The following is a 15,458-nucleotide window of genomic DNA, read 5'->3' on the forward strand; positions in this document are numbered from 1 at the left end:
AATACGTTTGTTAGACAATCATTCATCTACTGAATTCCCTACGAATCCCGGACTGCCGGAGCTGCAATCGGATTGCCTGAACTGCTTCGGGCTATGCTGCGCAGCGCTTCATTTCTCTGCTTCCTCAGACTTCGCCATAGACAAGCCTGCCGGACAGCCCTGTCCCAATCTGCGGGAAGACTTCCTCTGCGGCATTCATACTGAGCTACGAGAACGCGGCTTCCGGGGCTGCACCGTGTACGACTGCTTCGGGGCCGGGCAGAAAATCTCCAATCTGACCTATGGCGGACGCGACTGGCGTCAGGCTCCAGAGACTGCGGGACAGATGTTCGAGGTTCTTCCCGTAATGCGCCAACTGCATGAGCTGCTATGGTATCTGCACGAGGCACTCACACTGCGCGGGGCCGAGACCCTGCATGATTCGCTTATCAAATTGCTGGAGCAGACGCAGGCCCTCACCCTGCTCAGCCCGGACAAGCTGCTTCAGCTCGAAGTGTCCCTGCACCGAGTTGAAGTCAACGAGCTGCTGCTGCGTGCCAGCGAGCTTGCGCGCACCGCTGCCCGCAAGCAGCTCTCTCCGGCCCCGAAGCGCCAGAAGAACTATGGGCGCGGGGCGGATCTGATCGGGGCCAAGCTGCGCGGGGCCGACCTCCGCTGCCTCAGCTTACGGGGCGCGTATCTGATCGCTGCGGATCTCAGCGGCGCTGACCTGCGGTTCGCCGATCTGATTGGCGCGGACTTCCGCGACACGAATCTGCGCGGAGCCGATCTGCGGGGCAGCCTCTTCCTGACCCAGGCGCAGCTGCAAGCTGCGCAAGGCAGCCCGTCCACCAAGCTGCCGGAATCCTTAAGGCATCCGGAGCACTGGGCTTGAGGAGAAGAAACCGGATGATGTTCTATCCGGTTTTTTTTGTGTCGTCCAGAGGGTTGGTTCAACGATTTTCCCTTGCCATTTGCCTGCCGATGTTTTATATTGACATGACAGCAGGTCTAAAATAAATGAGGTGAACGGATAAGATGACTCCCCGCACGAAGGAACAGAACGAAGATATCCGGCTGCGGCGGCTGGTGCAGATCCGAAAAGCAGCAGCGGACGTATTTTTGAATAAAGGGCCTTTATTAGAAATCCGGGATGTGGCTGCGGAGGCCGATCTCGGTTATGGTACGGTCTATCATTATTACAGCAATAAGGGTGATTTGCTTCACGACTTGTTATGGGATGCGCTCGACCGGGCCGGGGAATGGCTGAAGTTCCCGCCTATGGCAGAGCCCGGGCTACCGCTAAAGATCCCGCTGGAGGGTTCTGCCGCCGGGGTGCGGCTATTGCAGCTATGGGCGGAGGATCACGCTATCTATCTGCTGTGTAAGCAGGCTGGTGAGGGATTCCCTTCCCTGCCTGAAGCCCGCTCTTCCCCGCTCACTGCCGAGTTCCGGCGGGAGGTGCTGACCCCGCTGTCCATGATGCTTGGCACTGGACTTACGGAGGAATCACTTTCTCCTGGAGGGACAGTAGTCGATGCACCGTCTGGATTACAATATACAGAGATGCTGTTAGCCGCTCTGGTTGGCTGTGCTGCTTTGTCCCTCCGGCGGGGACAGCTGAATGAAGAGGCACCGGAGATCGTCAGGGTTCTTAAACTATAAAAGACAGACACTATTGAAAGATTAAGGAGCGAATGCACACAAGATGATTATTCTTAAATCCCCCAGAGAAATCGAAGAGATGAAGCAGGCCAGCCAAATTGTTGCCGACTGCTATCGTGAGGTGTCCAGACACATTGTGCCTGGAATCACCACGCTTGAAATTAATGATTTTGTGGCCAGACATATCACCAAGCTCGGCGGCAAGCAGTTCACCAAAGGCTACAACGGATTCCCTGCCGAGACCTGCATCTCCATTAATGATGTGGTAGCACACGGGATTCCATCCAGCAGACGGGTCGTGAAGGAAGGCGACTTGCTGAAGCTGGACATTGTGGCGCAATACGGGGGTTGGTTCGGAGATTCGTGCGTGAGCTACGCTGTCGGTGAGATCGGGCCGGAGGCACAGAGATTAATGCAGGTAACGAAGGAGTGCCTGGATCTGGGGATCGCCCGGGCTGTTCCGGGAGGACGGCTGGGCGACATCACATCGGCCATACAACAGCATGCCGAAGCACACGGTTATTCGGTCGTGCGCGATCTGCTGGCGCATGGCATCGGACGAAGCCTGCATGAGGAGCCGAGCTACGTGCACATCGGCACCGCAGGCAAAGGCATCCGCCTCAAAGAAGGCATGGTATTTACGATTGAGCCCATGATCAACGAAGGCACGTACCACATCACCATTGACGATGATGAATGGACAGCGAGAACGGCTGACGGCAAGCTGTCCGCGCAGTATGAGCACACCATTGCCATCACCGCAGATGGACCGCTGATTTTAACGGCCCAGTAATCATTGAAGTTGAACGTTAACACATATAGGCTAGATCAAGTTGACCACTTACGAACCCTACAAACCCTCCCGTTTCTGTCTAGGAACTGACCCCAATTAGAGAACGGGAGGGTTTTGTTTTTTACCTTTATGACCGGGTTTTGCGGTTACGGCGTTGGATGCTGCCGTGCAATTGGATGGTCCTGCTTGTTGGCTGCTGGTCAGTGTTTTGGGGTTAGGTTTTGAACTTACTATTGTGAATTTTTCATGTATTGAATTTTTAACTAATTTTGAGTTCAAAGCAGCAGTTATTTAGGTGCTTTAGACGCTGGAACAACAGCAAATGTATTTTGTACAATAGAACGCGGTAAAAACGGCTTCGAAAAAGAATCTATTGTATTCGGTACAATTGAATGTTGTACCAAGGCCCTTTTTCATCCAAAACACAACATTCCACTGTATGAAATACAATCGAATCTCATTTCACGGTCAAGTATGCGTTTTCTATTGCAGGAAATACAATCAGCTACCGTTATCCAGATAAATGACCGGGTTTTGCGATTATATTATGAATTTTTCATATGATGAAATTTGATAATAAAGATTTAGTTGGTTTGTCATTTGACTTGTCATTTTGCTGACCGGTCAATACTAGAAATACTAAGCCTTGCCGTGCTGCTCCCCTCGAATCTCACCCGGCAGCTTCAGCACAGTTACTTTGTCACCAGCGGATAATTGTCCGCTATCCGGCGGGATGACGATCAGGCAATCGCTGTCTTTGATCGTAACTGTGACGGATGACTCGTCCACGGCGGCTGGATAAACATAGAGAACTGCTTCGCGGATCTCCAGACGGGCGCGGACATAGCGGGTGAAGCTGTTGGCCCGCTTATAATCTTCACCCAGCACCGCTGTCCACTCCGGCAGATACGGCTGTACTGCACCCTGCATCAGCCCGATGACCGGACGGGCAAACAGTTGGAATCCTACGAAGCAGGCGCCCGGATTGCCGGATAAGGCGAGCAGGATGCTCCCGCTGCGAACGGCTGCCGTAGTGACGCTGCCGGGGCGCATGGCTATTTTATTGAACAGCATCTCTCCGCTCTGCTCACGGACCAAATCACCCATAATATCATAATCCCCGACAGATACGCCGCCGGTAGTAATCACCAGATCATAGCTCTCCAGTGCCATATGCACCTTACTGCGGGCCAGCTCCAGATCATCGATGATTGCACCCAGCATCACGGGCTCCCCGCCCGCTTCCCGGATTAGCGCCTCCAGCATGGGTGAGTTGCTGTTGCGGATTTTGCCCGGTACTAACGGCTCGTCCACCTCCAGCAGCTCAGTCCCGGTAGCGAAGACCGCCACCTTGGGCCTGCGGCGTACAAGAACCTCCGGCACTCCGAGCGCTGCCAGAACAGCAATTTCGCCAGCGCCGATTAGAGTCCCTTCAGGAAGCACTGGATCACCTGTACTAAGCTCCAGCCCGCAAGGGGTAATATGCTGCCCCCGCTCTTGCGGCTTGCGGATACCGACATAAGTGACTCCAGCTTCCTTCCGGTTCTCCGTGGCTTCCATCATAATCACTGTATCTGCGCCGTCTGGAATCTGCGCTCCCGTCATTATGCGCGCAGCAGTGCCAGCCGTAATCTCTCTTGAGGCTACTGCGCCGCAGGGTATGACTTCGATGACTTCAAGCCACACCGTCTCAGGGTCTCCTGCCGCCAAAGTATCTGCCGCAATCACGGCGAAGCCGTCCATACTGGAGCGGTCAAATGCCGGAAAGGGATGTGGTGCAGCAACCGGCTCAGCCAGATAACGCCCGCTGCTGAGATGCAGGGGTACAGCTTCCGGCGCAAGCAGCGCAGCATAAGGCTTCAGCCTGCCTTGCGCCTCTGTAACTTGAAGCGCTGCGCGCTGAAATTTATCATTACTATAATCCTTATTGGATTCCTTGTTATTTTCCTCGCTATATTCCTTGTCATGATTCTCTCGGTTAGTCACTGTTGAACTCACTCCTTCTGCTTCTCCGGTAGATTGCTGCTCATTAAACCAATTACGCCCTATTCTAACATGAAGGCATGGCAAAAGGGATGCACAGGCCTGTAACAAGCGCTTGCATCCCTTATTCCATTCCGATTCTATTCCGATGTCAGCAGCGCAGCCGCAGCCCTGCTTCAGTTCAGCTTAAGATGCGCGGATCACTCTTACATCAGCCGAAAGGACACTTTCACCCTCATAGAGCATGAACCGTCCATTCTGCCATTCCACGCGCAGCAGCCGCGAATCATCCGCCTGGTATTGCCAGACATGCTGCTCCCCGCCGTTCATATAAGGTGTCTGCCCGGTAACGGCGGCATATCCTTCATATTCTTCCTCCAGATAAAAGGTCCGGTCATCCAGCTCAAGGGTAGCCGGAACCTCGGAGGGACTGTCCAGACGCCCGTCTATCGGGTGATACAATCTGTATTGCAGCTCTTCCCGCTCTTCTATATACAGATAAGCGATCCGGCTCCCGTCACGCAGCGTCAGTACAACTGCATTACGGCCGCTTGTCTTCGTCCGGCCTGTCACTTCATAAGTGACCAGGGAGACCTCACAGATATCTCCGGGAGACAGGGTCAGCATGCTTGCGGGCGCTTTAGGCGCCTCCGGCTTCGAGAACAGATTGCCGATTCTTTTCCAAAGACCCAAAGCCATCATCCTCCTACAGATTGGTACGCTAACCCTTCTTCTTATCCGCGAATAAAGGCCGCAATAATCAAGGCTCCCGTCACATGCAGCGAGCCTGCCATCAGGCCGTAGCCGACCTTGCCAAGCTGAGTGCCATGATCCAGTTCAAGGTTCCCCCACCGGCTGAGGAGCTGCTCTACCGTCTTCTCCAGCACAAATAACAGGATAAAAGAGACAATCGAGACGATAAGGGCGGTCCCGAGCCGGTTCGCCGCAGCAATGGATGCCGATAAAATATAGCCTTGTGACAGCAGCTTCAACACCAGCCGGGTAGTCACGGCCATATTCCCTGCCTTCAGCTCTTCCATATCATTATAACGGGTAAACAGCGAATCCACGAGCATCAGCACACACAGCAGTACTGCGCCGCTGACCGTCCATACTACCATGGACACCAGGGTATCGAAATCCATTACTCCAGCCCCCGCTTGTTCATATTTCACAACAGGTAAGACAAACATAAAGCGAAGGAGAAACCGCTGGTTCTGTCTCCCCTTCGCCTGTGGACAATTGCCTAAAGTCCGGCTTATGCCAATATGTTATTGTTTCTCGTATTGCTTCATCAGCGCAGCCAGCTCATCTTCAACCGCCTGGTCTTTGCCCAGCTTCTCGAACTCATCATCGAGCGACTTGTTGCCCGAGCTCATCTCGTTGCTGGCTTCTGCCTGTGCTTCGGCCTGCAGCATCTTGTCTTCCATCCGTTTGAGTCCGGCAGAAGCAGAGTCGGAGCTGAAGCCGCTCATCGCTTTGTTGATTTCGGTCTGGGCCTTCGCAGCGTTGTAACGGGCAACGAGTGTCTCCCGCTTGTTCTTCATCTGGGTAAGCTGTTTGCGCATTTCATCAAGCTTGCCGCGCAGGTTGTCGGCGGAAGCCTTGTTCTGGTCGAAGCTGGCCTTGTACTCTACAAGCTTGGCTTCTGCCGATTTCTTCTCTTCAAGAGCACGGCGGGCCAGATCGGCGTTACCGGCCTGCGCGGCTGCATGTGCTTGCTGATTGCGCTTGTTCACCAGCGCTTCCTGCTCTTCATACAACTGTTTGAATTTCTTCTCGATAGCGATCTGGGCAGCTACCGCTTTCTCAGCATCCTCCAGATCCTCCGTCATGTCACGAATGTACTGGTCGGTCATTTTAACCGGATCTTCAGCTTTATCGATAATCGCATTCACATTGGACATGGTCAGATCACGCAATCTTTTAAATATAGACATCGTTCATTCCTCCAAAATAAAAGTTAGTTGTTCAATGGTATCTTTTACGCAGGGAGATGGGGATCGTTTCAAAAATTTGTTCCGGCCTTCTGTACTAAATATTGCTCCACCTTATCATTCACAATATTTACGACCGCAAGGATGCCCTCTTTGCTCAGATCGTCATAGTGAATGCCCATCACAACCGTGACTGTCCGGTTCAATGCGGCAGCAGCCTTCAGCGCAATGGCTTCACTGATCGTATGCTCCTTATGATGGGGAACGGCAGAGGTCATCACCCGTGCGAATTCTCCGTCCATGTACGCCGTGCTTGCTGCACCGATATGGCGCACTCCCCCGGTAATCAGCAGCAGCAGATCACGGCCCACCTCGGTCTCGGACAGCACAATATCGTCAGGATGCACCAGATTCGTTGTCAAGCAGAACTCCCCTCCCTTTATATTAACCATAGGCTGTAGAGATCTCTCATTCTGCGGTAAAAAGATCATTGCAAACCGGCTTGCTGCCTATACAATACCACGGATCTCATCCAGTGAGGAAATATTCTCTTCCTTCATAAACTGCTGCAATTCTTCTACAAGTGTGCTGCCCGCCCGCAAATTCATGAAATTGTAGGTTCCAACCTGTATTACAGTCGCTCCCGCCATAATAAATTCAATAATATCCGTGGCTGAAGTGATGCCGCCCATGCCGATTACCGGAATGGTTACCCGGCGGGCTACCTGATGCACCATACGCAGAGCCACCGGCTTAATCGCTGGTCCGGATAGTCCCGCATAGAGGTTATTGAACACACTGCGGCGGCGGCGGACGTCGATCTTCATCCCGGAGATCGTGTTGATCAGAGAGACGGCGTCCGCCCCCTCTGCTTCACACATCACAGCCATCTCCGCAATATCCTCGGCATTGGGCGACAGCTTCACGGCCAGCGGCAGACTTGTAGCCGCCCGTACCGCACGAACCACTTCCTGCGCTGCCGGAGTCTTCACGCCAAAAGCAATTCCGCCCTCCTTCACGTTCGGGCAGGAGATATTCAGCTCAATCATATCCACGGCCGGCTTTCCGGCCAGAAGACGGGCATCCGCATCCCGCTGGATCAGCTCAGCACCCAGCACGTAATCCGCCAGCGTGTTACCGCCCAGATTCACGATACGTGCGGTATCCAGTGTCTCCCAATACGGCAGCTCTTTGGCCAGAAAGGCCTCTACTCCCGGATTCTCAAGCCCTACGCTGTTCAGCATCCCGGAAGGGGTCTCATAGATGCGGATTCCGGGATTACCGGCTTTGGCATGAAGCGTAAGCCCCTTGCCGGAGATTCCGCCCAGCAGGGACACATCATATAACCGGCCATACTCACGGCCGAAGCCGAAGGTACCCGAAGCCATTACAATCGGGTTCTTGAAGGACACACCGGCAATCGTTGCAGTTGTATTAATCATGGAATAATACCTCCTCAGCCAGGAAGACAGGACCGTCTGCGCAGGCTTTGCGTTGCCCGTCCTTGCAGGAGACGCTGCAGACCAGACAAGCGCCGATTCCGCAGGCCATCCGGTTCTCCAGTGACAGATAGACGTCAGGGCGCTTACCCGCAGGATCTGGAGCGCTGCCCTTGAGCTGTGCAGCCTTCAGCATCGGATGCGGGCCGCAGACGAAGATATGGTCATACGCCGAGAAATCCACGCTGTCCAGAATCAGTCCGCCTACATCGACGGTCAGCTCAGCAGCCAGAGGACGGAAGGCTTCTGTACGGAACGGCTCGCGGCTGAAGCCGAGATAGATATCGCTCTCTGGAAGCTTCTGCGCACAATAATAAAGCGGAGCAATTCCGATCCCCCCGCCCACTAAAGCTACCCTGCCTTCCACCTGCGGGAAGCCTGTGCCGAACGGTCCCTCCAGCTCCAGCGGATCGCCCGGATTCAGTCCGGCAAGGATCTCTGTTCCTTCACCCACTACGTGATATAAGAATTCAACACCGTTATCATTCACCTGATGTATGCTAAGCGGTCTGGACAGCAGCGGATAGGCTCCCCATGCCCGCAGCATGTAGAACTGACCCATCTCCCCGCTGTTTCCTCCTTCAACTACCAGGTGGTACACTCCTTCAGCCAGCCGCTCATTACTAATTACCGTCGCCACGTTATCAAGCTCCTTCAAATTTAATCTTATTAACCATGCCTGAGAAGGAACTTAAAATCTGTGACATTATTCACAAATGATACCCTCTATTTCTTGTTCCAGATTCCGCGCACATAAGGTGCGGGCAGCTCGGACGGATCAATTCCACCCAGCGCCTCAGCAGCATGAAGTACCCAGTAAGGATCGCTGAGCATACCTCTGCCTATAGCTACCAGCTCTGCCTTCGCCTCCGTAATCACCGCCTGCGCTTCCGCATATGACTCCAGACGCCCTACAGCGATAACAGGGACCTGTAATCCGCTGCGTATGTATTCAGCAAGGCCCACCTGATAAGCCGGCCCGGCATTCGGGCCGCCATTCGAGCCAATCGGCCCCTCCCCGCCCGAGGATACATGGAACAGGTCTACGCCTGCATCCTTGTAGCGGCGGCAGAATTCCAGCGCATAAGCTTCATCATAACCGCCCTCGACGTATTCCTTGGCGGACACCCGCATGATTAGCGGCATCTCAGCCGGCAGCACCTCACGCACCGCCTCTACCACCTGTTCACCGAACAGGATGGGGTCTTGGCCATACTCATCATCCCGGACATTGGATAGCGGGGAAAGGAACTGGTGAATGAGGTATCCATGGGCTCCATGTAGCTCAACGGTATCGAATCCCGCTTCAACCGCGCGCCGCGCCGCTTCCCGGAAGGCGATAATCAGCTCCGCAATCTCTTCACGGCTAAGCGCCTTGGGCATAGCATAGGTATCATCAAACGGGATTGCCGAAGGTGCAACCGGCGGAGCGGCATCGACGGCCTTGCGGCCGGCATGTCCTAGCTGGATGGCAACCTTAGCACCATGGGCATGAACGGCATCCGTCAGCCGCCTGAACGCCGGAATCTGCCCGTCCTCCCAGATCCCGGTGTCCCGGTTCGTGATCCGTCCATCGGGGTGAACTCCGCTCATCTCTACAATAATGAAGCCGCTCCCGCCGACAGCCCGGCTGACATAATGCACATGATGCCAATCCGTCGGAATACCGTCCTGCTTCTCAACTGCATACTGGCACATTGGAGGCATGACCACGCGGTTCTTCAGGGTCAGAGCCTTCAGTTCATAAGGTGTGAACAAATCGGTCATTCTTGTCTCCATCCTTCCCGTATCTATGATCCATTTCAGTATACAACGATTTGCGGATGTGATAAATCTTTGAATGCTCTGCTGCCTGTACGGCATAATTTCACGGCTGCTTGGAAATAACAACCCTTATATTCTAAAATAACCGGACCCGTGGTTGGAGGAGGCATCATTCCGATGAAACTGGTAATATTCCGCCGCATTGTGCTGCTCATAACCGTCATTGCCCTGGCCCTGTCTGCTCCTGCACCGGCTGCGGAGCTTGTGTCTGTCTCTGCTACAGCGGCTGATAGTCCTGCGCCAGTGCCAGCACAAGAGATCCTGCCATCTTGCCGGCCACAAGCTTCTATTGAAGAGCAAACGGCGGTACCGGCGGGATCAGCGGCCTCCCAGTCTTCAGTAAGGCGCCATAAAAAAAGCAAAGGCCTCTCCCTCAGCCAGCTGCTGCGCAAATACCCGGAGACCCTCAAGACCCAGGGTCCCCGCCGCAAAATGATCGCTCTCACCTTCGATGATGTGCCTGATCCGCGCTTCACCCCGCAGCTCCTGGATGTGCTGCGCAAATATAAAGTCAAAGCTACATTCTTCGTGGTCGGCAGCCGTGCGGAGAAGCATCCCGCCCTGGTAGCCCGGATGATCCGCGAAGGCCATGCTATCGGCAATCACTCCTATAATCACCCCCAGTTCAGCAAGCTGAGTATGAATGCCTTCCGCATCCAGATTATCCGGACGGAGAATATTCTGCAGCTGTTGGCCGGATACAAGCCAAAGCTGATCCGCCCGCCGTATGGCGATATCAACGAGCCGCAGCTTAAATGGGCGAAAGCGCATGGCTATAAGCTGGTGAACTGGAACGTCGACTCGCTCGACTGGAGAGGGCTGTCCAAAAATCAGGTCAAGCATAACATCCTCTCCCGGGCCGGCAGAGGGGCCATCATCCTACAGCACGGGGGCGGCGGCAGGGGCAGTAATCTTCAGGGAACATTGCAGGCCTTGCCCGAGATTATCAGCAATCTGCGCCAGCGCGGATACAGCTTCGTAACCGTTCCCCAGATGCTCCAGGTCAGCAAAAGCAAATAACCGCTTGATAAGCAGGGTAACAAAAAAGGAAACAAAACCGGCGAAGCTGCCTGGTTTTGTTTCCTTTTCATTAATAACTGTTATGCTTGCAGTGGTGCAACTTATCATTATCGGTTTATTCAATAATATATAAATGTACATACTGATAACCGAAATCGGCTACAAAGCTCTGGCTGCCCGGAATAAAGATATCGATCCGGTTGCCCTTGATCGCGCTCCCCATATCCGTGGCTGTAGCTACGAAAGCTTGCTTCGGAAGGCCCGGATGGGTATACCCGGTTACGAGCACCTTCGTTCCCAGCGGAATCACGCTCGGGTCAACGGCGATGGTTCCGAGCTTCAGCGTATTGCCGAAATAATCGACTGCGCCCCACTTGCCATTCTCGCTGGCTGCTGAGGAATAGGCGGAAGCCTTGACCTGCAGCACTTTGGCATAATTGAATTCTTTGCCCCAGGCTTGAACAGTGTTGGTTGCCGGCTGCACACTCAAGGCTTGAACTTCTGCAGCATCCACAGCTTCTACTGAAGCTGCTGCAGTATTGGCTGCAGCCACAGTCTTGGCTTGAACATCACCCGGGATGGTGAATTTCAGCCCGGGATAAATATTTAGCGCTGAAATCTGCGGGTTCGCATTCATAAGCTCTTCTACGCTTATGCCATAATGATTGGATAGAGTATAATAGGTTGTAGTCTCTCCAGCGATATGTACGCTGTTGGCTTGAACGGGAGCTGCGTGAAGCAAGGTGCCGAGTCCCAGTACGGCCGCCAGGGCGGTGATGGCTCTGATCTTGAGTTTCATGAATTGCCTCCTTCAATGGTGACGCGCGGTTTGTAAACTAACAGTAATGAATATATCACAACTTTGTAACCATTGGCTATGTTTTTGTGGATATTGGAAATAATTAGCCCTAATAAAGCGTTATCAAGGATGTAAATATTACATATTCTTAATCATTTTGAAGAGACTCTGCAGAATTATGCCATGTTTCCTGAATATTCGCAAAAATTTTACACAGTTTTAACATTTCTCGCTTAAGCAAATAGTAGAATGAAAGAATACGATATCTTAACTAGACATTGAAGCAACTTGGAGGGTCCATGAACGTGAATACAGATGAGAAAAAAATCAACAATATCAGTCCTGCAACAGCCTATCTTAACCGTGACCTCAGCTGGATCGAGTTCAACCGCCGGGTGCTCGGCGAGGCACAGGACCCGGAGAACCCGCTGATTGAGCGGGCCAAATTCCTGGCCATTGTGTCGAGTAACCTGGATGAGTTCATCAGTGTCCGGGTAGCGGGCATCCAGGATCAGATCCGGGCGGGATATACCAAAAAAGATTTTACCGGCTACACACCCTCCGGCCTCTATAAACGCCTCAGCAAACGGGTGACCAAAATCGTCGCCGACCAGTACCGCACCTTTAAGGATATTTCACGCAGCCTGCACAAAGAGGGCATTGTGTTCGTTGATTATGAAGACTTGACACCGGCACAGGAGCTGTCGGTTGAGGAATACTACCGTGATATTATTTTCCCTGTGCTGACTCCGATGGCCGTGGACCAGAGCCGTCCGTTCCCGCTGGTTCACAGCCAATTCATCTATCTGGCTGTCGTGCTGACACGCAAGGACAGCCAGGAGGATGAGCCTTACTTCGCCATTCTGCAGATTCCGTCCAATCTGCCGCGTTGCATTCCCTTGCCTCACCGCTCGAACAGCAAAAAACGGCAATTCGTATTCATTGAAGATGTGATCCGCCATCATATTCAGACCTTATTCAGCGGTTATGATCCGGTAGCTGTCAGCGAATTCCGCCTGACCCGTAACTCCGACCTGACGATAGATGAAGAAGGTGCGGAGGATCTGCTGGAGGAGATTGAGAAGGAGCTCCGCAAACGCCGGCGTGGTGTGCCTGCCCGTCTGGAGGTCCAGAAAGGCATCCATCCCTATGCACTGGAGCAGCTTCAGGCTGAATTCGAGCTGGAGGACTTCCTCTTCGAAATTGAAGGTCCGCTTGATCTCGGCTTCCTGCGCAGCTTCACCGGCAGTCTGAAGGGCTTCAGCTATCTGCTCAACCCGCCTGTCGAGCCGATGTATCCGGCAGAATTCGAGGAGAATGAGGATTTCTTCGAGGTGCTGAGCACCCGTGATGTGCTGGTCTATCATCCGTATGAATCCTTCGATGCCATGGCGGATTTCATTACCCAGGCTTCCGAGGATGAGCAGGTCATGGCGATCAAGATGACGCTGTACCGGGTCAGCGGCAAGTCTCCGCTGATTGCGGCGCTGGCCAACGCTGCCGAGTCAGGCAAACAGGTAACCGTTGTGGTGGAACTGAAGGCCCGTTTCGATGAAGAACGCAATATTGCCTGGGCACGCAAGCTGGAGCAATCCGGCTGCCACGTGGTCTACGGTCTTGTCGGCCTCAAGACCCATGCCAAGGTGACGCTGATCGTCCGCCAGGAAGGCTCAGAGCTGCGCCGCTATGTTCACGTGGGAACAGGCAATTACAATGACAGTACCGCCAAAGCCTATACCGACCTTAGCCTGTTCACTGCCAATCATGAGATTGGCCTGGATGCGTCAGAGCTGTTCAATCAAATGACGGGCTACTCTGCCAATTACAATTGGAACTCCTTCATCGTAGCGCCGACCAACATGAGCTTGTCGCTCCAGAAGCTGATTCTGCGTGAAGCGGAGCATGCCGCCGCAGGCCGGCCTGCACGGATTATCGCCAAGATGAACTCTCTGTCGAACCAGGAGGTTATTGATTATCTGTACAGCGCTGCCCAGGCGGGAGTGTCTATCGACCTGATCGTCCGGGGAGTCTGCTGTCTGCGTCCGGGAATTGAAGGCCTCAGTGAGCGCATTACGGTACGCAGCATTGTGGACCGCTTCCTGGAGCATTCACGCATCTATTACTTCGAGAACGGCGGCGATCCTGAGGTCTACCTGTCCAGTGCCGACTGGATGACACGCAACCTGACCCGGCGGATCGAGCTGATGTGTCCGGTGAAGGATAGCAGTATCCGCGGTCAGATTGTCAAGATTCTGGAGCTGTCGCTGATGGACAATGTCAAATCCAGCTTCCTTCAGCCCAACGGATATTATGAACGGATCGACGACAAAAAGGCCCCGCTCCGGAGCCAGTTCGCCGCTATGGATGTTACCCGCTGGAAGGGAAGCCGAGCTTTACCTTCACCGACCAAGCATTCCTGAAGGCTTTGAGTGCATTCTCAATGTCCTCCAGGCCGATAAGCACTTGTCCGCCCTGAAGCTCCAGATCCAGCGTATGATTATGCAGACGGGACTTCAGCCCGCTGACAATGCCGATCTCGGTGCTGTCCAGCGCAATGCTTAACTGCACTAATGTACCCAGCTTATGAATCCATTCCTCGTCGGAAGGCAGCAAAATGTCCTTATGCATCAGGGACAGTTTCTGCTTCCGGCTTTTTGTGCTGTAGGAAGCGATGTACGCGCTCAGAATCAGCTGGCGGTGCGTCAGTCCCCGGATGGGTGAATTCATCAGCCAGTAGTGAGTGTGCCGCTTGGATTGATAATAGTTAATGTTGGAGCCTGTCCGGTGCAGCATAATCGCCACATAGACCAGCATCTCCTGCTCCTCCCGGTCCCCTTCCCGATCAAAGGCCTCCAGCAGGCTCAGCGCCAGCTTGTTGATATGGTCGAGATGCCGCTTGGAGGTACGGATATCGAAGCGGATAATCGTATCCAGACTGTACTCCAGCGCGCTGTCACGCACCGGCTGCTCCGGCTCCAGCAGATCATGCAGCATGCCCTCACGCAGGCCTTCGCCGCTGATCAGCGCCCGGCTGGCACCAATGTAATGATAGACGGTATGGAAAATAATCAGCCCGGACACGATGATATCCGCCCGGCTTTTGGACAGCCCGTCCAGATCCTTGCGCTTCTCAAACGAAGTAGCAGGCAGAACCTCCATGAACCGTTCGATCGTCTCGTTCTCCAGCGCGTAACCATGGGAATTAGGCAGCGAATAATCCCGGTTCCTCTGATCGAGCTTAGCCAGTGAGCGAAGCGTTCCTCCCAGCCCGTATAGCGGAAGTCCAGTGCCCGTCGATAGCCAGTCATGCTCCACCAGCCTGCCGGTTACGTATAATTGCAGCTTGCGGAGCTGATCCGCATTCCAGTTGCCGCCCTGGCTGAACATCTGATTGGTGTTGACCGCACCGAACGGGAACGAGATACTCTGCTGATAACGCCGTCCGCGGAATAAGGTAACCTCGGTACTGCCCCCGCCGATATCAATCACGAAGCCATCCTGGACGTCAAAAGCATTAATCACCCCAAGGAAGCCGAAATACGCCTCCTGATATCCGCTGACCACCTCAATCGGAATCGACGAAGCCTCTGAGAGATAGCTGATGATCTCCGCTGAGTTCGCTGCATTCCTAATGGCGGCGGTGGCGCCTGCGCGGATTCTCTCTACTTCAAAATCATCACAAATCTCCTTGAACTGCTGAAGAACAGGTATGATCGTATCCATATCCTTCTTCTCCAGCCTGCCCTCCTTCGTAATCTTCTCGCTCAAACGGGCAGAGTACTTACATTCCTTGATGATTTTGTAGCCGCCTGCCTGCGTCGTGTCATAAATTACAAGTCGTATAGAGTTGGAACCAATATCAATAATGCCGATCCGGCAAAGATCATCTCTCATCTGTATGTACTCCTTTTCAAGTAGATTGATCATTTGTATACTATATCACCCATTGTGCACTCCGC

15 protein-coding genes are annotated in these 15,458 nt (G+C 53.5%); 5 read left to right on the forward strand and 10 right to left on the reverse strand.

The genetic code is table 11. The features are described 5' to 3' along the window. Nucleotides 1-7: 7 nt before the first annotated feature. From MKY86_RS16085 to map, 3 genes are all read left to right on the forward strand, one after another. Nucleotides 8-874, forward strand: coding sequence for a pentapeptide repeat-containing protein (locus MKY86_RS16085; RefSeq protein ID WP_076079303.1), 867 nt, complete (start codon nucleotides 8-10; stop codon nucleotides 872-874). Nucleotides 875-1,017: 143 nt separating this feature from the next. After that, the gene (locus MKY86_RS16090; protein ID WP_076079304.1) at nucleotides 1,018-1,644 is read left to right on the forward strand and encodes a TetR/AcrR family transcriptional regulator; all 627 of its coding nucleotides are present in this window, start codon (nucleotides 1,018-1,020) and stop codon (nucleotides 1,642-1,644) included. Between the two features lie 43 nt (nucleotides 1,645-1,687). Continuing rightward, nucleotides 1,688-2,437: a type I methionyl aminopeptidase gene (map, locus tag MKY86_RS16095; protein ID WP_076079305.1), complete on the forward strand. Its 750-nt coding sequence runs from the start codon at nucleotides 1,688-1,690 to the stop codon at nucleotides 2,435-2,437. Nucleotides 2,438-3,076: 639 nt separating this feature from the next. Here map and MKY86_RS16100 read toward each other — a convergent pair. The 8 genes from MKY86_RS16100 to MKY86_RS16135 form a co-directional block, all read right to left on the reverse strand. Then, complete coding sequence (locus tag MKY86_RS16100; RefSeq protein ID WP_076079306.1) at nucleotides 3,077-4,423, reverse strand: molybdopterin molybdotransferase MoeA; 1,347 nt, start codon at nucleotides 4,421-4,423, stop codon at nucleotides 3,077-3,079. Nucleotides 4,424-4,606: 183 nt separating this feature from the next. Continuing rightward, the gene (locus MKY86_RS16105; RefSeq protein ID WP_036726503.1) at nucleotides 4,607-5,113 is read right to left on the reverse strand and encodes a DUF4178 domain-containing protein; all 507 of its coding nucleotides are present in this window, start codon (nucleotides 5,111-5,113) and stop codon (nucleotides 4,607-4,609) included. Nucleotides 5,114-5,154: 41 nt separating this feature from the next. Further along, nucleotides 5,155-5,565, reverse strand: a complete 411-nt coding sequence (locus MKY86_RS16110; RefSeq protein ID WP_036726501.1) for a DUF350 domain-containing protein — start codon at nucleotides 5,563-5,565, stop codon at nucleotides 5,155-5,157. Nucleotides 5,566-5,691: 126 nt separating this feature from the next. Beyond that, a complete protein-coding gene (locus MKY86_RS16115; RefSeq protein ID WP_036695416.1) occupies nucleotides 5,692-6,360 on the reverse strand; it encodes a PspA/IM30 family protein in 669 nt (222 codons plus the stop codon). A 68-nt stretch (nucleotides 6,361-6,428) separates the two neighbouring features. Beyond that, nucleotides 6,429-6,779 (reverse strand): prenylated flavin chaperone LpdD, encoded by a 351-nt coding sequence (gene lpdD, locus MKY86_RS16120; RefSeq protein WP_339248860.1) that lies wholly within the window; start codon nucleotides 6,777-6,779, stop codon nucleotides 6,429-6,431. An 87-nt stretch (nucleotides 6,780-6,866) separates the two neighbouring features. After that, nucleotides 6,867-7,799: a dihydroorotate dehydrogenase gene (locus MKY86_RS16125; RefSeq protein WP_076079308.1), complete on the reverse strand. Its 933-nt coding sequence runs from the start codon at nucleotides 7,797-7,799 to the stop codon at nucleotides 6,867-6,869. Next, nucleotides 7,792-8,496 carry a dihydroorotate dehydrogenase electron transfer subunit gene (locus tag MKY86_RS16130; RefSeq protein ID WP_036726496.1) on the reverse strand — a complete coding sequence of 235 codons (705 nt, stop codon included), beginning with the start codon at nucleotides 8,494-8,496 and terminating at the stop codon, nucleotides 7,792-7,794. Before MKY86_RS16130 ends, MKY86_RS16125 begins: the two co-directional genes overlap by 8 nt. An 86-nt stretch (nucleotides 8,497-8,582) precedes the next feature. Then, nucleotides 8,583-9,623 carry an NADH:flavin oxidoreductase/NADH oxidase gene (locus MKY86_RS16135; protein ID WP_076079309.1) on the reverse strand — a complete coding sequence of 347 codons (1,041 nt, stop codon included), beginning with the start codon at nucleotides 9,621-9,623 and terminating at the stop codon, nucleotides 8,583-8,585. A gap of 174 nt (nucleotides 9,624-9,797) precedes the next feature. Between MKY86_RS16135 and MKY86_RS16140 the strand changes: the two genes are divergently transcribed. After that, nucleotides 9,798-10,700 carry a polysaccharide deacetylase family protein gene (locus MKY86_RS16140; protein WP_083685079.1) on the forward strand — a complete coding sequence of 301 codons (903 nt, stop codon included), beginning with the start codon at nucleotides 9,798-9,800 and terminating at the stop codon, nucleotides 10,698-10,700. Between the two features lie 115 nt (nucleotides 10,701-10,815). Here MKY86_RS16140 and MKY86_RS16145 read toward each other — a convergent pair whose 3' ends face one another. Continuing rightward, entirely contained in the window at nucleotides 10,816-11,499 is a 684-nt protein-coding gene (locus MKY86_RS16145; RefSeq protein WP_076079310.1) for a 3D domain-containing protein, read from the reverse strand. Between the two features lie 299 nt (nucleotides 11,500-11,798). Here MKY86_RS16145 and ppk1 point away from each other — a divergent pair, with 299 nt between their 5' ends. Beyond that, the gene (ppk1, locus tag MKY86_RS16150; RefSeq protein ID WP_076079311.1) at nucleotides 11,799-13,919 is read left to right on the forward strand and encodes a polyphosphate kinase 1; all 2,121 of its coding nucleotides are present in this window, start codon (nucleotides 11,799-11,801) and stop codon (nucleotides 13,917-13,919) included. Here the strand turns inward: ppk1 and MKY86_RS16155 are convergent. Next, nucleotides 13,867-15,393 carry a Ppx/GppA phosphatase family protein gene (locus MKY86_RS16155; RefSeq protein WP_076079312.1) on the reverse strand — a complete coding sequence of 509 codons (1,527 nt, stop codon included), beginning with the start codon at nucleotides 15,391-15,393 and terminating at the stop codon, nucleotides 13,867-13,869. The two genes, ppk1 and MKY86_RS16155, sit on opposite strands and share 53 nt — an antisense overlap. Nucleotides 15,394-15,458: the final 65 nt, after the last annotated feature.

Origin of the sequence: Paenibacillus sp. FSL R7-0333 (assembly GCF_038000365.1) — a bacterium.
In the GTDB taxonomy this organism is placed as follows: domain Bacteria; phylum Bacillota; class Bacilli; order Paenibacillales; family Paenibacillaceae; genus Paenibacillus_AQ; species Paenibacillus_AQ silagei.